Below are 23,642 nucleotides of genomic sequence, written 5' to 3'. Positions count from 1 at the left end.
AAGATAGCTATTTTTACGCAAAGGTGTGAGCAGGATGGACATTCAGCGTGTTTCCAAAGCTTCATTAACCAAGACAGGAATGAAGGAAACAGTCGCGAAGGATTCGATTTCTTTCAGTGAAGTGGTCAGTCAGCGTCGTACGGATGTTACTTTTGAGCGTTTAAGCAAGAAAATGCAGGCGATTGAGGAGCAAGGAAAAAAATTAGTTGATACCCGCTCAGTCGAAAACCTGAAGAAATATAAGAAGCTTGTAAAAGATTTCATGGAGGACGCTGTCCAAAATGGACTTGAGCTTAAAGAGCATAGAGGCTTCAATCAGCGTGGATCTTCGAAGATTTATAAGCTTGTCAAAGAAGTGGACAGCAAGTTGATCGACCTTACCAACTCGGTACTTGATAAGGAAAAGAAGGGAATTGACCTCTTAGGCCTTGTCGGTGAAATTCAGGGAATGTTGATTAATATTTATACGTAAAGCTTTCTCAATGTGAGGAGGCTTTTTATTTTTCACAAAATGTTAAAGACTTGTAGCAGTCATTCCGATATAAACAATATAATATGCGCTTTCGAGGAGGCAATTTTCATGATTAGCAGTCTCTCTTCAAATACATCAGGTTCCTACATCTATGAAACGATTAAGACAAAGATTGATAGTATTGATAGCGGTTCACAGACCGTTGCAGAAGAAAATGCAGCACAAGTACCTGTGCAGGAAGAGTCGCAGTCGATTCCTAAAGAAAAAATGGAAGGTGTAGTTGAGGGGCTGAATAAGTATCTTATGCAAAGCAATACCGCTTTGAAATTCCAGTATCATGAGAAGCTGCAGGAATACTATGTGACCTTGGTAGATGAAAAAACAAAGGAAATCGTCAGGGAAATCCCGCCGAAGAAAATGCTTGATTTTTACGCGGCGATGACAGAATTCCTCGGATTAATAGTAGATAAAAAGATTTAAAGGCAGGTGCAGAAATTATGGTAAGAATCGGCGGCCTTGCAAGCGGCATGGACATCGACAGTATCGTTGCCGACTTGATGAAGGCAGAACGGATGCCCGTTAATAAACTGAAGCAAAAGAAGCAGGTCCTAGAGTGGCGCCGGGATGATTATCGTACAATGAATAATCTTTTCCTGGATTTCCGGAAAGAACTGACGACGATGAAGCTATCATCGACCTTCCGGGTAAGGACGACATCCTCAACAAATGATTCCCGTGTTTCAGCGACTGCCAATAGTTCTGCCAGCCAATCGTCATTTTCGATTTCCAGTGTGAGAAGATTGGCCAGTGCGGAAACTGTGAAAAATTCAGGTGCCATTGCCGGCACAGGTTTTGATGGCAGTAAACCGTTGGTATCGCAAACTTTTTCAAATGGATTAACCTTTAGCAATGGCGTGGTGGAAAGTAAGACAGTGAAGACGACTGCAGAAGGTACAACCGTCAATCTTGGGCTTAGTGCAACTGAAATAGCCAACCTTGATCCTGCAAAGCTGTCATCATGGAGTGTTAAGGTGAACGGCAAGAGCTTTGAGGTCGTCACGGGAACACCAACTGCCGGGAAGGACCAGGTGCAATTTGATACAAGCACTGGTAACTTGATCTTCGGTAATGCGATTAGTAAAGACAGCTCAGTGGCTGTCGAATATGTATCAAAAACCAAAACCGAAACGACGTCTGCGATCACTAAGGACACACAGGCTCTGCAGCTTACAAATGGGGCACTAGATACTATCACAGGATTGAAATTGCATATCGGCACGGCTGCTCCGGAAAATCTGACACTTGAAGCAGTGACAGGTGAACCGAACAGCAGGAGAATCATGAGGGGGACTGAAGAGGTAGGAGTGCTGGATACCGTCACAGGCAACATCAAGGTTTCTGATGCTATGCGCACGCTGGCCGAATCAACAACGGATCCAATAAAGCTTGAACTGACCTATGATCAAAAGTATACCGATTTTTCCGTTTCTTCTTATAAAACGGGGAATGTGAAGGTGACTGAGAATTTCCTGGTGAAAGGTAATGAGTCCTTGAACCAGGTCATTAACGAGGTCAACTCCTCCAATGCAGGCGTCACGATGTTTTATGATGATTTTACCAAAAGCATGACCATGACGAGGAAGGAGACCGGAGATTTCAACACAGCTGGTAATGAGATCGATTTTTCCGGAAGCTTCATAGAAAATACCCTGGGATTTGCATCAGGCTTGGTGACGACAGTCGGAGCCAACGCTGAGTTTACCATCAATGGCCTAGATACAGAGCGGACATCGAATACTTTCGATATGAATGGCGTAACTTTCACATTGAAGCAGACCTTCAATACGAGTACAGAACCGGCATTGAACACAGATCCTGCGATTACGGTTAATATTAACAATGATACGACGAAAGTGTTTGATAATATTAAGAAATTCGTCGATAAATACAATGAACTGATAGATAAGATTCAAAAGAAAACGTCTGAAACATACTATAAAGATTATCAGCCGCTGACAGACGAACAGCGTGAATCCTTGAGTGAAAAGCAGCAGGAGCAGTGGGAAGAAAAGTCTAAAAGTGGCTTGTTGAGACGGGATTCGATCCTTACTGGAGCATTGTCGCAAATGCGGATGGATTTTTATACTCCTGTCGAGAATGCCGAGGTAAGCCCGTTGTTTAACCAACTGGCCAGCATCGGGATCACCACATCAGCTAATTACCTTGAAGGTGGGAAGCTGCAGATCAATGAGGCAGAATTGAAGAAGGCAATCGAAGCAGATCCACTGTCTGTCGAAAAATTATTCAATGCCTCTGGCGCGACTGATTCGCAAAAGGGAATTACACAAAGGTTATATGATACGGCTAATGAAATTATGGACAAGCTTAAGGCAAAGGCGGGGAATGCTTTTTCTACTAACCAGCAATTCAGCCTGGGAAAAGACTTGTTAAGCGTGGATAACCAGATTAAGCGTTTCGAATCCCGTCTGACTCAGGTGGAGGACCGTTACTGGCGCCAGTTCACGGCAATGGAAAAAGCGATTCAAAAAGCGAATAGCCAATCAGCATATCTCATGCAGCAGTTCAGTATGTAAGTTTTAAAAAGGAGCGTTCTAAATGGCATTAAATAATCCTTACCAGTCATACCAGCAATCATCCGTCAACACGGCTTCGCCGGGTGAGTTGACGTTGATGTTATATAACGGATGTTTGAAATTTATCAATCTGGCGAAACATGCAATGGCCCAGAAGGACATTGAAATGAAAAATATGAATATCATCAAGGCGCAAAAAATCGTTCAGGAACTGATGGTCACGCTGAATATGGATTTGGAAGTTTCACAGAATATGATGTCTCTTTATGATTATATGAACCGCCGTTTAATCGAGGCGAATATCAAGAATGAAGTAGCAATCTTGGAGGAAGTTGAAGGACTTGTAACGGAATTCCGCGATACATGGAAACAGGTCATCCAGGTGAATCGCCAGAAGCAGTTTGGCGAGGGCGGAAGAGTCTAGTGGGTCCGGTCAGCCAATTTTACGCGCGGACAGCGGAATTGATCTCCGTTCTTGAATCTGCAGACGAGCGCGATGGGAAAATCAGTCGTGTGGAAGCTTTGTTGGATGAACGCGAGAACCTGATGAACGAGATTGTTCCACCTTTTTCTCCCGATGAGGTAGAGGTCGGAAAAAAGCTGATTCTGCTGAACTCCAAGCTCATGCAACTTTTACAGTCTGAAAAGTTCCTGATTCAAAAGAATATTAAAAATTTGCAGGCCAAGAAGGAATCGAATAGCAAGTATATCAACCCTTATGAAAACCTTTCGACCGACGGCGTGTTTTACGACAAAAGAAATTAGGATGATTGGATGGCAACCTTGACTGAAGAGAAATTTCTTCTCGTACAGCAGTATGCTGGCTTGCTGGAGACGATTCAGGAGGCATTCGAGCATATAGTGGTCTGTTTTGAGGAGTTAAGGTATGAAGGAGCAATAAATCTCTGGGAAGATATCCTGCTTGCTTTTTCACAGATTGATGACTCCAATTCGGCCATTTCTGAACAGTTTGTCGACAACCCTGCTCTTCTGGATTGCTTTGATCAGTTTGAAGAAGTTCTTGAGGCAACTGAATTGCTAGGGAAAGTTGATGACATCGTAATGGTTCAACAGATTATCAGTAAAAAAATTTATCCGGTTTTTGAGGACTGGAGAAATAAAATTGACCAGGAGATAAAGCCTTATTATATTTTCTAACCGCCCAATACCGGGCGGTTTTCCTATATTCGGACAAGCCTCAACAAATTATCCACTATTCCGACGGTAAAAACAGACATAAAAATGTCAAATCTTCAGACTGTTTTTGCAGGAGTTCTTTGGGGTAAAATAGAATTAGTAATACATAGTCATATCCCAAAGGAGGAGTCCACTATGAACTACAACATTCGTGGAGAAAACATTGAGGTAACGCCAGCAATCAGAGAGTATGTAGAGAAGAAGGTTGCGAAGCTTGACCGGTATTTTACCGAGTCACCCAATGCCAATGTGAACGTGAACCTGAAAGTTTACCAGGATAAAAAATCAAAAGTTGAAATTACGATTCCGATGAAGGACCTTGTGCTTCGCGCAGAGGAAACTCATGAAGATATGTATGCTGCGATCGATTTGATCACTGATAAGCTCGAGCGACAAATCCGCAAGCACAAAACAAAGGTCAACCGCAAATTCCGTGAAAAGGAAAGCCTGAAGGATTACGCTCCAATTTTCACAGAAGTTGAGCAGGTTGAAGAAGATGAGGATCTTGAAGTTGTCCGCACAAAGAGCTTCGATTTGAAGCCTATGGACAGCGAGGAAGCGATCCTGCAGATGAACATGCTGGGCCACAGCTTCTACGTGTTCACAAACGCTGAAACAAACCAAACAAATGTTGTTTACAAGCGAAACGACGGCCGCTATGGTTTGATTGAAGCTCAATAATAATCTTAAATTCTACCCACAGCCAGAAATTGGCTGTGGGTTTTAATTTGTACTTTTGAAGGGAAAATTATACCGAGTGCCGAAATATTTTTTCAGGAGGCGATACATAATGACATTTTCAATCGTAGGTTATGATTCGCAGGAAAAAGAATGGGGAATTGCCGTACAGTCGAAGTTCCTTGGAGTCGGGGCGGTTGTTCCGTTTGCGAAGGCTGGAGTTGGAGCTGTTGCTACTCAGTCATACGCAAATACAGCATATGGCCCGCAGGCGCTAGAGTTGATGGCTCAGGGGAAATCAGCTGAGGAAGTGATGGAGCTGATCACGAAGGACGACCCGGACAAGGAAATGCGCCAGGTCGGTTTGATTGACGCCGAAGGAAATGGTGCAACTTTTACAGGTACATATTGCTATGACTGGGCAGGCGGCATTACTGGAAAGCATTTTGCGGCACAGGGAAATATCTTAGTGGATGAGAATACTGTGAAAGCTATGGCTGAGACATTTGAGTCGAAAAAAGGCTCGCTTGCACACCGTTTACTCCAGGCCCTCAACGCCGGCCAGCAAGCTGGTGGCGACAGCAGGGGCCAGCAGTCGGCGGCACTTCTTGTCGTCAAAGAGAAGGGTGGATACGGCGGCTACAATGATCGTTATATCGATCTGCGTGTCGATGACCATCCGGACCCCATCACAGAATTAATCCGCATCTACGGCCTGCAGCAGCTTTATTTTGCCAAAGCAAAGCCTGAGAACGTAGTGGAAGTTGAGGGTGAGGTCAGGGAGGCAGTCGTACAGCATCTCAAGCGCCTTGATTACCTGAAGGCAGATCCAGCTGACAACGAAGAACTCCACAAAGCGCTAACTGCCTATATCCACACCGAAAACTTTGAAGAACGAGAGCAGGAGAAGGGCAAAATCGACCTCGAAGTTTTGGAGTTTATGAAAAATCAATAAAACATGGGTCCCTCTGTCAGCCGGCAGTGGGACTTTTCGCCTTTTCCGATTGGTTGTCACTCCCTTTTGTAAGTGGTAGAATAGTAAGAAGAAATAAATCGAATTTTTCTAAAAGGGATTCGGTGCGTTAACAGCGAATCTTTTTTCTTTGGGACAATTTTTTACGACAATCAACTTATAAAATACAACGAGATTCAATAGATAAAAGGAGCGTCTGTATGGGGATTTTAGCGAAAATTTTCGACCAGAATAAACGCGATATTAAGAAATTGACGAAGATGGCGGATCAGATTGATGCACTTGCAGGCGATATGGAAAAGCTGTCTGATGACCAGCTGAGGGAAAAAACGGAAGAGTTCAAAAACCGGTACCAAAACGGAGAGTCTACTGATGACTTGCTGATTGAAGCTTTTGCTGTCGTACGTGAAGGTGCCAAGCGTGTTCTTGGGCTTTACCCTTATAAGGTCCAGCTGATGGGTGGTATCGCCCTTCACGAGGGAAATATCGCCGAGATGAAGACTGGTGAAGGTAAAACCCTTACAGCGACAATGCCGGTTTACCTGAACGCGATCACTGGACGCGGTGTGCACGTTATCACGGTCAACGAATACCTTGCTAGCCGTGATGCCGTTGAAATGGGCAAGCTGTATGAGTTCCTTGGCCTTTCTGTCGGCTTGAACCTGAACAGCATGACGAAGGAAGAGAAACAGGAAGCTTACCGTGCAGATATCACATATGGTACGAACAACGAGTTCGGCTTCGACTATCTGCGCGACAACATGGTGCTTTACTCAGACCAGAAGGTTCAGCGTCCGCTGCACTTCTGTGTTATCGATGAAGTTGACTCCATCTTGATCGATGAAGCGCGTACGCCATTGATCATTTCAGGTTCTGCGCAAAAATCTGCTGCGCTTTACATTCAGGCGAATGCATTCGTGCGCACTTTGAAGCGTGAAGAGGACTACACTTATGATGAAAAAACGAAGGGTGTCCAGCTGACGGAGGAAGGAATCACGAAGTCCGAGAAGGCTTTTGGCATCGAGAACCTTTTTGACATCAAGCATGTGACATTGCTTCACCATATCAACCAGGCGATGAAAGCCCAGGCTAGCATGCACAAGGATGTGGATTACGTCGTCCAGGACGGCGAGATCGTCATCGTTGACCAGTTCACTGGCCGTCTGATGAAGGGCCGCCGCTACAGCGAAGGCTTGCACCAGGCAATCGAGGCAAAAGAGGGCCTTGAAATCCAGAATGAAAGCATGACGCTTGCGACGATCACATTCCAGAACTACTTCCGTATGTACGAGAAGCTTTCCGGTATGACCGGTACGGCGAAGACTGAGGAAGAGGAATTCCGCAATATTTACAATATGAACGTTGTTGTGATTCCAACGAACCGTCCGATTGCCCGTGACGACCGTCCGGATTTAATCTACGCATCGATGCAAGGGAAGTTCAAGGCGGTAGCCGACGACATTGCTGAACGCCACCAGGCTGGCCAGCCGGTCCTTGTTGGTACGGTTGCGATTGAAACTTCGGAAATCATTTCTGCGTTTTTATCTAAAAAAGGCATCAAGCATAATGTTCTGAACGCGAAAAACCATGAGCGTGAAGCGGAAATCATCGCTGAAGCCGGCCATCAGGGCGCGGTTACGATCGCGACGAACATGGCGGGCCGTGGTACGGACATCAAGCTTGGCGAAGGCGTTAAAGAAGTTGGCGGCCTTGCGGTTATTGGTACAGAGCGTCACGAGAGCCGTCGTATCGATAATCAGCTTCGTGGACGTTCCGGACGTCAGGGAGACCCTGGTGTGACTCAGTTCTACCTTTCAATGGAAGATGAGCTGATGCGCCGCTTCGGTTCTGACAATATGAAATCAATGATGGAGCGTCTTGGCATGGATGATACCCAGCCAATCCAGAGCAAGATGGTTTCCAGAGCCGTTGAATCTGCGCAAAAACGCGTTGAGGGCAACAACTTTGATGCCCGTAAGCAGTTGCTTCAGTACGATGATGTCCTTCGCCAGCAGCGCGAAATCATCTACAAGCAGCGTGATGAGGTTCTTGAATCTGACAACCTCCGCGACATCGTAGAAAGAATGATCAGGTCTGCATTGGAGCGCAATGTCTCTGCCCATACGCCAGCAGGCGAGGATATGGAAAAATGGGATCTGAACAGCATTATGGACTATGTGAACGGCAATCTGCTACACGAAGGCGACATCACTGCTGAAAACCTTCGCGGCAAAGAGGCGGATGAAATCATCGAAGCGATCATGGCAAAGGTGAAAGAGCGCTATAATGAAAAAGAAGAAATGCTGACAGATGAGCAAATGCGTGAGTTTGAAAAAGTTATCGTGCTTCGCTCGGTTGACTCAAAGTGGATGGACCATATCGACCAGATGGACCAGCTGCGCCAGGGTATCCACCTGCGTGCGTATGGCCAGATCGATCCACTGCGCGAATACCAGCATGAAGGCTTCGCGATGTTCGAAAACATGGTTCTTTCCATCGAAGACGACGTTGCGAAATATATCATGAAAGCTGAAATCCGCAGCAACCTTGAGCGCCAGGAAGTAGCGAAAGGCCACGCGGTAAATCCAAAAGAAGGCGAAGGCGGAAAAGTAAAGAAGAAGCCAGTCGTCAAATCAATGGATGTCGGCCGCAATGACCCATGCATCTGCGGCAGCGGCAAGAAATACAAAAACTGCTGCGGCAAAGCAGAATAAGCTTTACCGCACTACCGCACCGGGGGTCTGACCCCCGGTGCGGTGATGTGTTAAAGAACAACAAGAGGGCGCGGGTAACCGGCTCTCTTTTTCCTTGCTGCATAGAATAAGGTATAATAGTAATTAACTTTCTTTTGAGGTGAATGATATGGAATTAGCAGATATCAGGAATGAGCTTGAAAAAACAGCTAAGAAATTAGCGGACTTCAGGGGGTCTCTTTGACCTCGAAAATAAAGAAGCGCGAATTGCTGAACTAGAGGATGGCATGCTTGCGCCGGACTTCTGGGATGACCAGCAGAAGGCACAGGTTGTCATCAACGAAGCAAATGCGCTCAAGGAACAGGTTAATGTTTTTAACGAGCTGAACGAGACATACGAAAATCTCGATTTGACTTATGAGCTTGTAAAAGAGGAAGACGACGCGGATCTTCGCGAAGAGTTGGAGAAGGAGCTTGTGGAATTTAAAGAGCGCATGAGTGAGTTTGAGCTTCAGCTCCTTTTAAGCGAAGAGCACGATAAAAATAACGCGATTCTTGAACTTCACCCAGGTGCTGGCGGAACGGAATCCCAGGACTGGGGCTCGATGCTTTTGCGTATGTACACTCGCTGGGCGGAAAAGCGCGGTTTCAAGGTGGAGACGCTGGATTATCTTCCAGGGGATGAAGCGGGAATTAAGAGTGTCACTTTGAAGATTAACGGACACAATGCATACGGCTATCTGAAAGCGGAAAAAGGCGTACACCGTCTCGTACGTATTTCACCATTTGATTCTTCTGGACGCCGCCATACTTCTTTTGTATCTTGCGAAGTGATGCCGGAATTCAATAACGAAATTGAAATTGAAATCCGTACGGAAGACCTGAAAATCGATACGTATCGTGCAAGCGGCGCCGGCGGTCAGCACATCAACACAACTGACTCAGCCGTCCGAATCACGCACTTGCCAACTGGTGTCGTTGTATCATCTCAGGCAGAACGTTCACAGATCAAGAACCGTGAAACGTCGATGAAGATGCTGAAAGCGAAGCTGTACCAGCGTGAAATCGAGCAGCAGCAAGCCGAGCTGGACGAAATCCGCGGCGAGCAAAAAGAAATCGGCTGGGGCAGCCAGATTCGCTCCTACGTATTCCACCCGTATTCAATGGTAAAAGACCATCGCACCGGTGCCGAATCCGGCAATGTGCAGGGAGTCATGGACGGTGATATTGATATGTTTATTGATGCATATTTACGCTCTAAGTTGAGTTTGGGTGAGTAGACCGAACTGAATATGAGTTTTTGGAGTCCCCCGCCGGGTTGGCGGGGGATTTTTGCGCTTAATGAGCTGCTAGTCTGATTGAATTTGGGGTAATTGCACGGTTAAACGTCATAATTGCGCCATAATTGAAGCTAATTGCACCGTCAACTAGAGTAATTACACGCTCATTCTTCTTTATTGCACGGTTAAATGCCGGAATTGCACCGTCATCCTAATAATGGAAAAACCTCCTCGGCCAAAAGGAAGAGGAGGTTATAATCATGCTTGATAATATACTCTGTTTTTCGTACTACCTGTATGTTGTAGGCTCATATTCCTCAATAAGATTGTAGAAGTACTCCGTGACGGCAGGCGTAAAAAAACTCTCAATTGTTTATTTGTCATTGTCGGTCCAATCAGCAGAAAATAATCAAGAATAGCCTGTTGATGTGCGTTAGTTGAGGTAGTTTCACAATGGGCACAGTACCATTTCCTTGAGATTCTCTCCATGTGAAATTGCTCGCACGTTGGACATTGTATACCTGGGATGATGTCAGATGGGGATAAATTATACTTGCTAATATCAGCTTTCTCCGGTTCGTGACTCTTAATCAGCAATTTCGTTAACCTTTTTACATCCTTAATCGATAGAACCTCTCTTTGGTGACGATTTTGAATTTCGTCTACTTTAAAGACCAATTGTCCTCCTTTACAAATTCGATTATAAACTTCTTGATTTTTACTGGGATTTTGAAGGATGGAGCCATGATTGCTATAGGTGACGAGGAATTCAAGTGGAAGTGGATCGATATTGTGTTTCTTCAGCCAGTTCCTGAATTGATAGACTTGTCTTTTTACCTGGTCGACCGGGCAGTCGTATATTTCCGTGCTGTCATTATACGTTCGGAAAACTTGCTTGAAGGCAGGGTCAAATTCTATTATTCCAGGGATATTCTTATTTTCAATCAGCAGAGCGAATTTGGTTGATAAAAGAAGGAAATCAATTTGGAAGTAGTTTGTGCCAAGTGGAATGCGGAGATCCTGGAGGATGTAAAAATCGTTTTCGTTCAACAGGCTAAGGTAATAATCCATATCCTGTTCGCCTTTAAATCCTGCTCTTTTAATCAGCAAATCTTTAAGAATATCTGGCCTCTTTGGATGGTTTGGAGGAAGTCTGCGCAGTAGTGCTTCATTAACGAGGATTCTCCGTGGGGTCGTTCTGCGTTTCGCTATCAAAAATTGTCACTCCTTTAGGTTGATGAGTGTATTATTCGACATTTATCGGAATAAATCCTGTTAAAGAGAGAGAAGTTTTTATCTTGGTTGCTATCGGTTGAAGAAATGGTATCTTTCAACTGTCGGAGTCTCAATTAGCTGTTTATATCAACCCCAAGTGCCAGGAGAGAAGGACAATCCATATAAGGAGCAAAATCTAGTAGGCGAGCATCAAACCGATTTGGAGTAAAAAAGGTAACTTTAAACTAAACAACGGTTCAGTTCTTAATTACCTGTTTATATCAACCCCAAGTGCCAGGAGAGAAGGATAATCCAGATAAGGAGCACAATCTAGTAGGCAAGCACCAAATCAATTTGGCGTAAAAAAGGTAACTTCCAACTAAACAACGGTTCAGTTCTCAATTACCTATTTACAAGAACCCCATGCGCCAAGATAGAGGACAACCCGGATAAGGAGGACAATCTAGTAGGCGAGAATCAAACTAATTTGGAGTAATAAAGGTAACTTTAAACTAAACAGCGGTTCAGCCCTCAATTACCTATTTTCAACAACCCCATGTGCCAAGGTGAGGACAATCTAGTTAAGAAGCACAATCTAGTGAGCAAGCACCGAACCGATCTAGAGTAAAAAAGGTAACTATCAAAAAAAACTTCAATTTTTCCTCTAAATACGTGTGAAAAGCTATTCTGCATCTTACGCAAGTGCGTTTTTGGATGAAACGGAGGTAGGTAGAAGAACCAAAAAGTATTGTTTTGACGTCATATCGTGTTTTAATATAGTTCACTTGCTGCTGGAAAAATTATTCTGCTAATATAGGGGGATAATTGCACTGTTGTTTTAGGTTATTGCACCGTTGTTTGAATTAATTGCACGGTACTGCTAATTAATTGCACCATTAATCGATTTAATTGCACCGTCTTCCTAAAATAGGAAGAAAAACAACAAAAAATTAGCCTCCCACACAGGAAGGCCGCTCTCCAAACCAACATTAGATAAACAAATTCAATCCAGAATCCTCCGCATCACCCAGATAAGCTGCTACGCCGCCGATTTCGACTCCGTCGATGAGTTCTTCTTTTGCGATGCCCATGATGTCCATGCTCATGCCGCATGCTACTAGCTTGACGCCGGCGTCCATGGCGTTTTTCATCAGAGTTTCAAGGCTGTCGACGTTTTTGTTGGCCATGACTGTCTTAATCATCTTGGAGCCCATGCCGCCCATGTTCATCTTGGACAGTGGCAGGTCGTTTGCGCCCTTCGGCATCATCATGCTGAACATTTTTGCCATCATGTCTTTCTCGGTTGATGGTGCGTCGTTGCGCTTCAGGATGTTCAGTCCCCAGAAGGTAAAGAACAAGGTTACTTCTTTGCCCATCGCCGCCGCGCCGGATGCGATGATGAAGGTTGCAATTGCCTTGTCGAGGTCGCCGCTGAACACAACCATCGTTGCGCCATTTTTAGCAGGAGCCGCAGTTGGTACGCCAGTTGGAACTCCAACAGGAGCTGCCATCGTGTTCATAGGCACGACCACATTGCCTTTCATGATTTGCGCTTTGAACTTCTTATCCTCAAAATTGTTGCTGATCAGTTTGTTGCCTGTCTTCTCACACCACGCTTTGATGTCCTTTGCGAAGCCTGGGTCTGTTGCGTGGACTTCCATCACCTCGCCGTCCTGCATGTCGCCGATTGTTTTATAAACCTTCATGATCGGACCAGGGCAAGACAGGCCGCAAGCATCAAGAGTTGTCTTTACAGTTGGCGGTGCAGCTGTCACGGCAGGAGCTGCGGGTGCCTGAGCAACAGGAGCCGCCTCAACAGCCAATCCAACACTAGACTGGGCAGCGCCAGCAGCAATTTCCTCCATTGCAGCATTTCGCTGAGCAACGCCATTGTCGCTGATCGGTGTACCACAGTTCTCACTTGCATCTGGCTCATACACGCAAGAGTAAGTCTTGTATCCGCCATCCAAATTACGAACTTTGAATCCCGCCTGCATCAGGATACGTGTAGCTAGGTAACCGCGAAGGCCGACCTGGCAGTAAACGTACACTTCCTTCGTCGGGATTTCACCGAGGCGGTCGCGAAGCTCGCCAAGCGGAATATTCACAGAACCCTCGATCATACCCATATCGCGCTCGATTGGCTCGCGGACGTCGATCAGATAGCCGCCGTCAGCAAGGATGTCATTGATTTCATGCCATTGTACCGTTTCCACGAGGCCTTCCGCAATATTTTTCGCTGCGTAGCCAGCCATGTTGACTGGATCCTTTGCAGAAGAGTACGGCGGTGCGTATGCCAGTTCAAGATCTGGCAGGTCGAAAATCGTCATGCCGCCTTTGATGGCAGTTGCCAGTACGTCGATGCGCTTATCTGCGCCATCATAAGATACAGCTTGTGCACCGAAGATTCTTCCTGTCTCACGGTCAAAGATCAATTTTAGCGCGATTGGGAATGCGCCAGGATAGTAGCCGGCGTGAGAGCTTGGGTGAACGTGCACGACATCGTAAGAGATGCCAAGACGCTTCAAAGTCTTCTCGTTATTTCCTGTTGCCGCAACAGTCATGTCAAACACTTTCGCGATCGATGTGCCAAGCGTGCCTTGGTACTTGGAATCGATGCCGTTGATATGGTCCGCAACTATCCGTCCCTGGCGGTTGGCCGGCCATGCAAGCGGAATGTGAGTCGCCTGTCCGTTGATATAGTCCTTCACTTCAATCGCGTCACCGATTGCGTAGATGCTCTCGTCAGCCGTCTGCAGGCGCTCGTTGACACGGATCGCACCACGAAGTCCTAGCTCAAGCCCAGCTTCCTTAGCCAATTTATTTTCAGGAGCAACGCCAATCGCAAGGATAACAAGGTCAGTGTCAATTTGCTTGCCGCTGTTCAGGTTAATGACTTTGCCGTTCTTTTCAAAAGATTTCACACCGTCTTCAAGAACAAGCTTCACGCCTTTTTCACGGAGGTGCTGGTGTAAAATAGAAGCCATTTCAAAGTCGATGGGTGCCATGATCTGATCAGCCATCTCTACGAGTGTTACTTCAACACCGCGTTCCCAAAGGTTTTCAGCCATTTCAACACCGATGAAGCCGCCGCCGATGACTGTCGCTTTCTTCGGCTGCTGCTCATCAACATACGCTTTGATTTTATCAGTATCAGGAATGTTGCGAAGCGTGAACAATGCTTCTGCTTCATTGATGCCCGGGATCGGAGGCTTAATTGGGCTTGCACCTGGTGATAAAACAAGCACATCGTAGCTCTCTTCATAAGTTTCGCCCGTTTTAAGGTTCTTGATTTCAACCACTTTGCGCTCGCGGTCGATGCGTGTGACTTCGCTCAAGTTGCGAATATCCATGTTGAATTTCTTTGACATGCCTTCAACTGTCTGCACCAGCAATGCGTCACGTTCCTGAATCGCACCGCCAATATAATAAGGAAGTCCGCAGTTTGCGAAAGAAATATATTCACCGCGTTCGATCATCACGATTTCTGTCTGTTCATCCAATCTTCTTAAACGAGCAGCCGTTGTAGCTCCGCCAGCAACTCCACCTACGATTACCACTTTTTTTGCCATGTATATTACCCTCTTTCTTAAAAATTTATATCGTTTCGATTTGTTATTGGTCAGTTGCTTACACGCTCTTTATTTATAATCCGCAATCTACAGTCTGGCCAGATGCTTGACCCGGATATTGTGTAATGGTGAGCATGTGAGATGTTAAAAAAAGTATTTTTCTTTTCTACAGGAAAGACTAATCAATATGACCGCCTCCTTATACGTGAAATGTATCACAAAGTACGACTAGGGGTAAGGGTATTTGGTGAAACGTCAAAAATAGTTCATAATTTCACAAACTATCTAATTCCTACAAAATTGTGCTTGCAAAATAAGCTAGACGAATTGTTTCTATAATATAGGCTCTGTCTTACAGTAATAGTGTTAGTGAAAATGATAATATTCGTTTTTACATCAAATAAGCTCCAAATAACGCACCGCCAGAGAAGGGATTCAATATCAACTTTCACCCTTTAACACGGCGCACTGCTAGCGTTTACAGAAAATTCGACACGTGCTATACTCACTGACGGCATTAAAGGAAAAAGGAGATAGGACTGTGAAAAAACGGCGAAATCATACGATAAATCCAACTCTAGAAAAGCTGATTGAATATGTATATGTGTTGATTGGTTCTGGAATTGTAGCTATTTCGTTCAATGTGTTCTTGCTGCCGAACCGGGTTGCTTCCGGCGGGGTCAGCGGGATCAGTACGATTTTGGATGCTACGCTTGGCTGGGAGCCTGCGTATGTCCAGTGGGCGTTTAATATCCCGCTGTTTATTGCTGGGGTTGTTTTACTTGGGCGACAATATGGGTATAAAACTCTTGCAGGGACCATTTTTCTTCCATTTATAGTGTTTTTGACGAATGACGTAAAGCCATGGACTCTCGATCCTTTGCTTGGATCATTGTTCGGCGGTATTGGTGTCGGTCTCGGACTTGGAATTGTATTCAGAGGAAACGCTTCAACTGGCGGTACAGACTTGGCAGCGCAAATTATCCACAAGTACACGGGGCTATCGCTTGGAACCTGCGTGGCGTTGATTGATGGACTGATTGTATTATCTGCAGCGATTGTATTCGATATTGAACGCGGTCTATATGCGTTAATCGGGCTTTATGTGACTAGCAAAACGATTGACCTTGTGCAGGTGGGCATCGGGCGCTCGAAGATGGCAATGGTCATTACAAACCAACAGGATGAAGTTCGTGAAGCGATTTTGAATAAAATAGACCGTGGAGTGACAAAACTATCAGCATACGGCGGCTATACCGACCAGGAACGGCCAATTATCATGTGTGTCGTGGACCAGACGGAGTTCACAAAATTGAAACAATTGGTCCAATCCATTGACCCATCAGCATTTGTCATTGTAATGGATGCTTCTGAGGTATTGGGTGAGGGTTTTAAAAGGGCTTGATATTGGTATAAAATAGTCGTGTATGCAAAATTTTCTTAGGGGGAGTTAAGTTGAAGAAGAAATTATTGGCTCTATTAATGGGAACCTCCTTGGTACTGGCAGCTTGCGGCGGGGGCGGCGACGAAGCTGGCGGCGGGGACACAGCTGGTGCGGATCCAGAAAAGCTCTATAATCAAAAATGCTCTAGCTGCCATGGCGGTAACCTGGAAGGCGGAGTTGGACCTAAGTTAAGCGATGTAGGTTCACGTTTGTCACAAGAAGACATTGAAAGTGTAATCGCTAACGGCCAAGGCTCAATGCCTCCAAAACTGCTTGAAGGCGACGATGCATCAGCAGTGGCTGAATGGCTGGCTAACAAAAAATAAGAGTTTTAAGGAAACGTCCTGATTACAGGGCGTTTTTTTTATGCTGTTCTTTCCAATACAACCATAGTGAAATTGCTGTCTTTATGCATTTTCGAAAAATCGCCAAATTATTTAGCAATTCAGCAAGCTTCACAAAATGTCCATACAAGTTATGACAAAATCTTGTTACAGCTTGGTAATAAAACTAAAAATTCTACTAAATGAGAAACTGTATTATATCAGTATTTTACTAGGTAAATTGCTGGCTTTTAAAGCAAAAAAGTGCTTAAACTACTAGATAGAATATCCTTCATAGGGATTAATTGGTATAAAAAGGCTAATTTGAAAAGAAACTGTAATAATTAAAAGGGTTTTTTTACTATAGGGAGATGCTATAATAGGTTTGTTACAAATTGTCGAAGAATAGCCGATTGATAAGACAAACTATCTAAGGTGATACAAAAATGATAGATATGCAGGATGTGTATAAAACATATTCTAACGGCATCGTTGCCGCTAATGGAATTAATGTTCATATAGATGCAGGTGAATTTTTATACGTAGTAGGGCCCAGCGGTGCTGGAAAATCCACTTTTATAAAAATGATGTACCGGGAGGTCAAGCCTTCCAAAGGTTCCATCATAATAAATGGTGTCAATCTAGCCAAGCTAAAGGACAGCAAAGTACCATTGCTTCGCCGTAATATTGGCGTCGTGTTCCAGGACTTCAAATTGTTGAACACTCTTTCAGTCTATGAAAATGTCGCTTTTGCGATGGAAGTAATCGAGGAACAGCCGCAATATATCAAGAAGCGTGTAATGGAAACCCTGGAACTTGTCGGACTTAAGCACAAGGCAAGAGCGCTTCCTACCGAGCTATCGGGAGGGGAACAGCAGCGTGTTGCCATTGCTCGTTCAATTGTGAACGCACCAAAAGTGGTGATTGCCGATGAGCCAACTGGAAACCTTGACCCCGATACCTCATGGGAAATCATGAACATTTTCGAAGAGATTAACTTAAGGGGAACCACGATCGTCATGGCCACCCACAACAAAGAAATCGTCAACACAATCACGCATCGCGTCATCGCGATTGAGAATGGCAGGATTGCCCGTGACGAAATGAAAGGTGAATACGGATATGAAAGCTAGAACATTTCGCCGCCATGTCCGGGAGAGCTTTAAAAGCTTAGGCAGGAATGGCTGGATGACGTTTGCCTCCGTAAGCGCCGTTACAGTTACCCTGCTTTTGGTCGGTGTCTTTTTCGTCATTATGATGAATTTAAATAAAGTCGCAACCACGATCGAGGAAGATGTAGAAATCCGGGTCCATGTGGATGTAGCAGCGAACGACAAAGATAAAGAGGTATTGGAACAGCGAATCAACCAGGTTTCTGGTATTAAAAATGTGACCTATTCTTCCAAGGAACAAGAACTTAAAAGCCTTATTGAGAGTCTGGGAGATGAAGGAGAAGCTTTCCAGCTGTTTGAACAGGACAATCCTTTGAACGATGTGTTCGTCGTAAAGACGAAAAACCCAACTGACACAATGAAAGTTGCCAAGCAGATTGAGAAATTCGAATATGTCGCTACTGTAAAGTATGGGCAAGGCAAGGTTGAAAAGTTATTCAGTTTTATAAAAGTAAGCCGCAATGTTGGACTTATCCTGATTGTTGGACTGCTTTTTACAGCCATGTTCTTAATTTCAAACACTATCAAAATTACGATTATGGCACGTAAACGAGAAATTGAGATTATGAGACTTGTCGGTGCTACCAATGGTTTTATCAGATGGCCATTCTTCCTTGAAGGCCTTTGGCTGGGAATCCTTGGGGCAATGGTGCCGATCGCGGTAGTCTCTGCAGCCTATTATTACGCTTATGACTTCATTAACGATAAACTGAAAGACCATTTTATCAAATTGCTTGAATTCAATCCGTTTGTATACCAGCTGTCTGCAATCCTGATCATCATGGGTGCGGCAATTGGAATCTGGGGAAGTCTCATGTCCGTCCGTAAATTCTTAAAAGTGTAAGGAAGATAGTAAAGTCTTCCTTAACACTACAAAGCCAATAGACGATAGATAGAAAGACAAAGTTACGAAACTATCATGAGTAAGAGAGGGGAAAGATCTAGTGAAAAAGCAGATACTCTCACTAGCAGTAGTCAGTACTTTAAGCCTGGGTTCTTTATTAAGCCCATTAACAGTTGATCAAGTAAAAGCTGCAAGCATTTCGGACTTGCAAAAGCAAAAGGAAGAATTACAGAATAAACGTTCAGGCATCAACGCTGAAATTAGCCAAAAGAAATCAAAGATTGATGAACTGCAAAGTGAGCAAGAAAAAGTGAATGAACAAATCAAGACTCTTGATTTTGCTGTTGCTGAAGCAGAGGAGAAAATCCAAGTGAAGAATGCTCAAATTGACCAGACAACAGGAGAGATTGAGCAGTTAAAAGTTGAAATTGCGGAATTGATGAAGCGTATAGAACAGCGGAACGAATTACTAAAGGACAAGGCACGTTCCTTCCAGGAAAACGGCGGTACAGTTAACTATATTGATGTATTGCTCGGAGCTAATAGTTTCAGCGACTTCGTTGACCGTGTGAGTGCAGTCACAACAATTGTACAAGCAGACAAAAATATCCTTGAACAGCATAAACAGGATAAACTGGAGCTTGAAACGAAACAACAAGAGGTAGAAACGAAGCTGGAAAACTTGAAAGAGATGAAATCAGAACTTGAGGTTTTAAAGGTTGAACTGAATACACAAATCAAGGAAAAGAATAAATTAATGAGCACTTTAAAACAAGAAGAAGAACAGATGGAAGCTGCGGCACTATCATTAGCAGAAGAAGGGGACCTACTTGCCGCTCAACAAGGGGCTTTGCAGCAGGCGATCGCTCTTGAAAAGAAGCGACAGGCCCAAATTGCTGAGGCTGCTAGAAAGGCAGAACTGGAAAGGCAACGAGCTGCAGCGTCAGCCAAAAAAAGCGGCAGTTCTACGAGTACCGGAGACTCTCAAGCAGTATCGGCACCACCGGCTTCTGGGGGCATGATTCAGATGCCTACAAACGGTAGAATTACGTCGAATGTCGGGGCACGGTGGGGATCTTTCCATGCCGGCCTTGACGTAGCAAATAAAGCTTCAAATGTTCCTATTGTTGCGGCTGCTGATGGTGTTGTAATCCGTTCTTATTATTCTTCAAGTTACGGAAATGTTATTTTTGTGGCACATTCACTGAATGGGCAGACATGGACAACTGTTTATGCCCACATGAGCGACCGCCGTGTAGGTAATAATGAAGTGGTAACCCGTGGCCAAAGAATTGGGACTATGGGAAATACAGGGCAATCTTTCGGTCAGCACTTACATTTTGAGCTTCACAAAGGTTCTTGGAATGCGTCAAAATCAAATGCAGTAAACCCACTTGCCTATATGTAATCACTTGCCTATATATAATCTGGAAGAGACTTTTTTCTCTTCCTTTTTTATTTCCCCGGTATAACTCAATGTGAAACTTGCAATGATTTCCAAGTAGCGAAAGGGTTACGAGAGTTCGTTATTATACTTTTAGTAATTCATCTAATTTTTAGGATTCAGTTTAAGAATGAGGTTTATTGTGAAATGAAAAGAATATGATTCTTTATTTTCTCGAAAGCAGATGTATAAAAGGTACTGTTCAAATTGGATTGTTATGTAGAAAATCCGGGTAAAACGGGTTGTGAGGTTATAAATAATCATGGAGAACAGAATAATGGGAAACATTTACATCCCTTTGTTTGCTGAATAATATTTGAAGGAAATGTTTACGATATGCTATCCTTGTATACATTCAGTCTATTATCTTAGTTTAACAAGCAGGTGATTACATGAAAAAAACACTTTATAATAAATATTTAGGATTCTTCTTTTTAGCGGTTACTCTTCTTTGGATTAAAACATACCTTGCTCAACTGACACAGTTCAGCTTGGGAATTGAAGGTGAGTTGCAAAAGTTTTTGCTATTCCTGAATCCCTTAGGATCTATAATCCTTATATTGTCCCTAGCCTTCTTGTTAAAGGGAAGAAAAAAATACTATGGCGTTATTGGTCTATCCTTTATTATGTCTTTCCTATTGTATGCTAATGTTCTTTACTACCGATTTTTTAATGATTACATTACGTTGCCTACAATCACTCAGGCTCAAAATTTTGGAGATGTCAGCGGCAGTATCGGCTCACTGTTAAGAGGTTATGATATCTTGTTTTTTATGGATTTAGCAGTGCTTTTAGCATTGTTTTTATCCGGAACGATAAAACCTGACAACTCAAAGACTGGTAAAAGGTTACCAGTCGCTGTCGTATCTATTGCGTTAGGCGTATCATTTTTCAATCTTGCCCTAGCGGAAAAGGATCGACCTCAATTATTGACGAGAGGGTTCGACCGTAATTATATAGTGAAGTATTTAGGTATGTATAACTATACGCTATATGATGCTGTCGTTAGCACTAAAGCATCCGCACAACGGGTCCTTGCGGATAGCGATGATCTTACAGAGGTAATCAACTTTACGAAATCGAACCATGCTAGGCCAAACCCTGAATATTTTGGAGCCGGAAAAGGGATGAATGTCATCTACTTTCATCTGGAGTCAATGCAGAATTTTTTGATAGACTACAAGATGAACGGTGAGGAAGTAACGCCGTTCCTAAATTCGTTAAAGCGAGATCCAAATACTCTTTATTTTAATAACTTTTTTCACCAAACGGCACAGGGAAAAACCTCGGATGCAGAATTCATCCTTGAGAATTCGCTTTATGGTTTGCCACAAGGCTCTGCTTTTACAACGAAGAGTTTAAATACGTACCAAGCAGCCCCTGCTATTTTAGGGCAGCAAGGTTATACGTCAGCAGTGTTCCATTCAAATGGCGGAAGCTTTTGGAATAGGAATGAAGTTTATAAATCATTTGGTTACAATAAGTTTTTTGATTCTAGCTATTACGAGATGCAAAATGAAAAAAATCTAACTGATTACGGATTAATGGATAAGCCATTTTATCAGCAATCCATTCCGTTATTGGAGTCGTTGCAGCAACCGTTTTATGCGAAATTCATTCCAGTCACCCATCATTTTCCTTACAAAATTGATGACTCTGAGGCAACGATTCCACCAAACACAACGGGCGATCCAACAGTTGATGGTTATTTCCAAACGGCACGATATGCAGATGAAGCACTAGAGCAGTTCTTTAATTATTTAAAGGAATCGGGTTTATACGATAATTCCATCATCGTTATGTATGGAGATCATTATGGGAATTCAGAGAATCGTAATAAGGCAATGGGCGAGGTAATCGGCAAGGAGATTACTCCTTTTGAAAATGCAGGTTTGCAGCGAGTTCCTCTTTTCATTCGGGTTCCAGGAATTGAAGGTGGGATAAATAGTGAATACGGAGGACAAATCGATCTCCTGCCAACTCTACTTCATTTGCTCGGCAAAGATACCAAAAATTATGTACAGTTTGGTACAGATCTTTTATCGGAGGAACATGATGAACTTGTCCCATTTCGAAATGGAGATTTTGTCAGTCCATCATTAACATTCGTGGATGGAAAAGTATACGATTCTGCCACTGGAGCAGAAGTTGAGGATGATGCTAGCCTGCAATTAGCAAAAAAATATCAGAAAGCGGCAGAAGGTAAACTCCTGTTATCTGACAGCGTCATTAATGGGGATTTGCTCCGATTTTATACACCTGCCGATTTCATTCCGGTAGATCGGTCGCGTTATAATTACGAAAAGATTTATCCGAACGAGTAAATATGAAGGTGTCCCGTAATTTGATCATACAGGGGCACCACTTTTTTTGAATTTATTCTTGTATTGACCGAGTGTAAAGAGAGTCCTTCGGGAATCTTAATAAATGGTTTCGATGGATAATATTAAGCTGTTATTAGATTATTAATCTTTCATATTAGCTTTTAGAAGTCATAAAATATTCAAAACTCTATTTGAATAACAATAGTCTATTTGATAAAATTAAGGCTGTCGGTAAACTCATGAAACCTTTACAGGAGGAGAAATATGGTTCCAAAAAATAATTCATTCTTTAAAATGGCAGTCATTATAACCCTTGTTGTAGTAGTAGCTCTGGCAGCATTAGTTATGATCAATTCGAAGTCAGAAACAAATCCTGACACAACCACAGACAAATTACCGCCGATCGAAGGGCAGCCTACATTGGGAGTGGCGGATGCGCCAGTTACTGTAGTCGAATTCGGTGATTATAAATGCCCAGCATGCAAAGCCTGGGGAGAACAATTCTTTCCCACATTAATTAAAGATTACATTGACCAGGGAAAAGTGAAATTTGTGTACATCAATGTGCTGTTTCATGGTGAAGAATCTAAAGTGGGATCAGCTGCTGCAGAAGCTGTCTACAAACAGAGTCCTGAAGGTTATTGGCAATTCCATAAACAGTTATTTAGCGAACAACCAGGTGCCGATCATGACTCTAACTGGCTTACAGAGGAAAAGGCATTAGAAGTTGCTTCCACTGTACCAGGGATTGATTTGGCGGTACTGGAAAAAGATATGCGGAGCCAGGAGATAAAAGAGGAGTTGGACAAAGACACTGCACTAGTAGAGGAATTTAAAGTAGAGAAGACTCCAACCATTATGGTGAATGACACGATACTTGAAGATCCTTTTGATTATGAGTTGATCATTTCCTTAATAGAAGAAGGCTTAAAGGAAAAACAATGATGAAAAGCGTAAATGGCGAGCAAATCTACCTTTATTTAGCCTGGGTTGTTTCACTGATGGCAACCTTGGGCAGTCTGTATTTCAGTGAAATAGCTGGCTTTATTCCCTGTGAGTTATGCTGGTACCAACGCATTCTTATGTATCCTTTGGTGTTGCTATTAGGAATTGCGACATTTCAAAATGATACAGCTGTAAAAAAATTCGTATTGCCTTTAGCTGTCATAGGTTGGCTGATATCTCTTAATCACTACCTAGTACAAAAGGTTCCTGGATTTGCACAAGTTAAACCTTGTGTCAGTGGTGTTCCATGTACGGCTCAATATATCAATTGGTTTGGTTTTATAACCATACCATTCTTAGCATTCACAGCATTTACTCTTATTATCATTTTTATGGCTCTATTGATTAAGCGCAAGAACCGATGACATAGCGAGCTGTCCCTTTTCTTAATGGGTCGGCTCTTTTTGGTTTT

The 23,642-nt window shown here is 43.6% G+C and carries 20 protein-coding genes; 18 read left to right on the top strand and 2 right to left on the bottom strand.

The window, feature by feature from the left end:
• The first annotated feature begins 34 nt into the window (after positions 1 to 34).
• The 10 genes from FOF60_RS21785 (at position 35) to prfB (ending at position 9,887) form a co-directional block, all read left to right on the top strand.
• Positions 35 to 472 carry a YaaR family protein gene (locus tag FOF60_RS21785; RefSeq protein ID WP_192469959.1) on the top strand — a complete coding sequence of 146 codons (438 nt, stop codon included), beginning with the start codon at positions 35 to 37 and terminating at the stop codon, positions 470 to 472.
• Positions 473 to 580: 108 nt separating this feature from the next.
• Positions 581 to 952, top strand: a complete 372-nt coding sequence (flaG, locus tag FOF60_RS21780; protein WP_192469960.1) for a flagellar protein FlaG — start codon at positions 581 to 583, stop codon at positions 950 to 952.
• A 17-nt stretch (positions 953 to 969) separates the two neighbouring features.
• Positions 970 to 3,066, top strand: a complete 2,097-nt coding sequence (gene fliD / locus FOF60_RS21775; RefSeq protein WP_192469961.1) for a flagellar filament capping protein FliD — start codon at positions 970 to 972, stop codon at positions 3,064 to 3,066.
• Positions 3,067 to 3,088: 22 nt separating this feature from the next.
• On the top strand, positions 3,089 to 3,490 hold the full coding sequence (gene fliS, locus FOF60_RS21770; protein WP_192469962.1) for a flagellar export chaperone FliS: 402 nt from the start codon (positions 3,089 to 3,091) through the stop codon (positions 3,488 to 3,490).
• Entirely contained in the window at positions 3,490 to 3,831 is a 342-nt protein-coding gene (locus FOF60_RS21765) for a flagellar protein FliT (RefSeq protein WP_192469963.1), read from the top strand. Before fliS ends, FOF60_RS21765 begins: the two co-directional genes overlap by 1 nt.
• A gap of 9 nt (positions 3,832 to 3,840) precedes the next feature.
• Positions 3,841 to 4,224 (top strand): DUF8042 domain-containing protein, encoded by a 384-nt coding sequence (locus FOF60_RS21760; RefSeq protein WP_192469964.1) that lies wholly within the window; start codon positions 3,841 to 3,843, stop codon positions 4,222 to 4,224.
• 174 nt (positions 4,225 to 4,398) lie between these two features.
• Complete coding sequence (gene hpf, locus FOF60_RS21755) at positions 4,399 to 4,944, top strand: ribosome hibernation-promoting factor, HPF/YfiA family (RefSeq protein WP_192469965.1); 546 nt, start codon at positions 4,399 to 4,401, stop codon at positions 4,942 to 4,944.
• 109 nt (positions 4,945 to 5,053) lie between these two features.
• On the top strand, positions 5,054 to 5,896 hold the full coding sequence (locus FOF60_RS21750) for a DUF1028 domain-containing protein (RefSeq protein ID WP_192469966.1): 843 nt from the start codon (positions 5,054 to 5,056) through the stop codon (positions 5,894 to 5,896).
• A 218-nt stretch (positions 5,897 to 6,114) separates the two neighbouring features.
• Positions 6,115 to 8,628, top strand: a complete 2,514-nt coding sequence (gene secA, locus FOF60_RS21745) for a preprotein translocase subunit SecA (protein WP_192469967.1) — start codon at positions 6,115 to 6,117, stop codon at positions 8,626 to 8,628.
• Positions 8,629 to 8,776: 148 nt separating this feature from the next.
• Positions 8,777 to 9,887 (top strand): peptide chain release factor 2 gene (gene prfB / locus FOF60_RS21740; protein WP_192469968.1). Its coding sequence is split into 2 segments (ribosomal slippage): positions 8,777 to 8,848 and positions 8,850 to 9,887, totalling 1,110 coding nucleotides; the frame shifts between segments, so codons are not numbered across the junction.
• Between the two features lie 258 nt (positions 9,888 to 10,145).
• On the opposite strand, the gene FOF60_RS21735 is transcribed toward prfB, so the two are convergent.
• The gene (locus FOF60_RS21735) at positions 10,146 to 11,102 is read right to left on the bottom strand and encodes a nuclease-related domain-containing protein (protein ID WP_192469969.1); all 957 of its coding nucleotides are present in this window, start codon (positions 11,100 to 11,102) and stop codon (positions 10,146 to 10,148) included.
• Between the two features lie 989 nt (positions 11,103 to 12,091).
• Positions 12,092 to 14,674, bottom strand: coding sequence for a CoA-disulfide reductase (locus tag FOF60_RS21730; protein WP_192469970.1), 2,583 nt, complete (start codon positions 14,672 to 14,674; stop codon positions 12,092 to 12,094).
• A 541-nt stretch (positions 14,675 to 15,215) separates the two neighbouring features.
• Between FOF60_RS21730 and FOF60_RS21725 the strand changes: the two genes are divergently transcribed.
• The 8 genes from FOF60_RS21725 to FOF60_RS21690 all read left to right on the top strand — a co-directional run bounded on the left by FOF60_RS21725 (position 15,216) and on the right by FOF60_RS21690 (position 23,595).
• Positions 15,216 to 16,079, top strand: a complete 864-nt coding sequence (locus tag FOF60_RS21725; protein ID WP_192469971.1) for a YitT family protein — start codon at positions 15,216 to 15,218, stop codon at positions 16,077 to 16,079.
• Between the two features lie 50 nt (positions 16,080 to 16,129).
• Entirely contained in the window at positions 16,130 to 16,444 is a 315-nt protein-coding gene (gene cccB, locus FOF60_RS21720) for a cytochrome c551 (protein ID WP_192469972.1), read from the top strand.
• Between the two features lie 443 nt (positions 16,445 to 16,887).
• Positions 16,888 to 17,574 (top strand): cell division ATP-binding protein FtsE, encoded by a 687-nt coding sequence (gene ftsE, locus FOF60_RS21715; protein ID WP_192469973.1) that lies wholly within the window; start codon positions 16,888 to 16,890, stop codon positions 17,572 to 17,574.
• Complete coding sequence (gene ftsX, locus FOF60_RS21710; protein WP_192469974.1) at positions 17,564 to 18,457, top strand: permease-like cell division protein FtsX; 894 nt, start codon at positions 17,564 to 17,566, stop codon at positions 18,455 to 18,457. The genes ftsE and ftsX overlap by 11 nt, the downstream gene beginning before the upstream one ends.
• A gap of 100 nt (positions 18,458 to 18,557) precedes the next feature.
• Entirely contained in the window at positions 18,558 to 19,865 is a 1,308-nt protein-coding gene (locus tag FOF60_RS21705) for a murein hydrolase activator EnvC family protein (protein WP_192469975.1), read from the top strand.
• Positions 19,866 to 20,293: 428 nt separating this feature from the next.
• Complete coding sequence (locus FOF60_RS21700) at positions 20,294 to 22,225, top strand: lipoteichoic acid synthase (RefSeq protein WP_192469976.1); 1,932 nt, start codon at positions 20,294 to 20,296, stop codon at positions 22,223 to 22,225.
• Positions 22,226 to 22,489: 264 nt separating this feature from the next.
• Positions 22,490 to 23,170, top strand: coding sequence for a DsbA family protein (locus FOF60_RS21695; RefSeq protein ID WP_192469977.1), 681 nt, complete (start codon positions 22,490 to 22,492; stop codon positions 23,168 to 23,170).
• Positions 23,170 to 23,595, top strand: a complete 426-nt coding sequence (locus tag FOF60_RS21690; protein WP_192470176.1) for a disulfide oxidoreductase — start codon at positions 23,170 to 23,172, stop codon at positions 23,593 to 23,595. The genes FOF60_RS21695 and FOF60_RS21690 overlap by 1 nt, the downstream gene beginning before the upstream one ends.
• Positions 23,596 to 23,642: the final 47 nt, after the last annotated feature.

Source organism: Mesobacillus jeotgali, assembly GCF_014856545.2.
Taxonomy (GTDB): domain Bacteria; phylum Bacillota; class Bacilli; order Bacillales; family Cytobacillaceae; genus Mesobacillus.
This window is presented reverse-complemented; position numbering and strand designations above follow the sequence as displayed.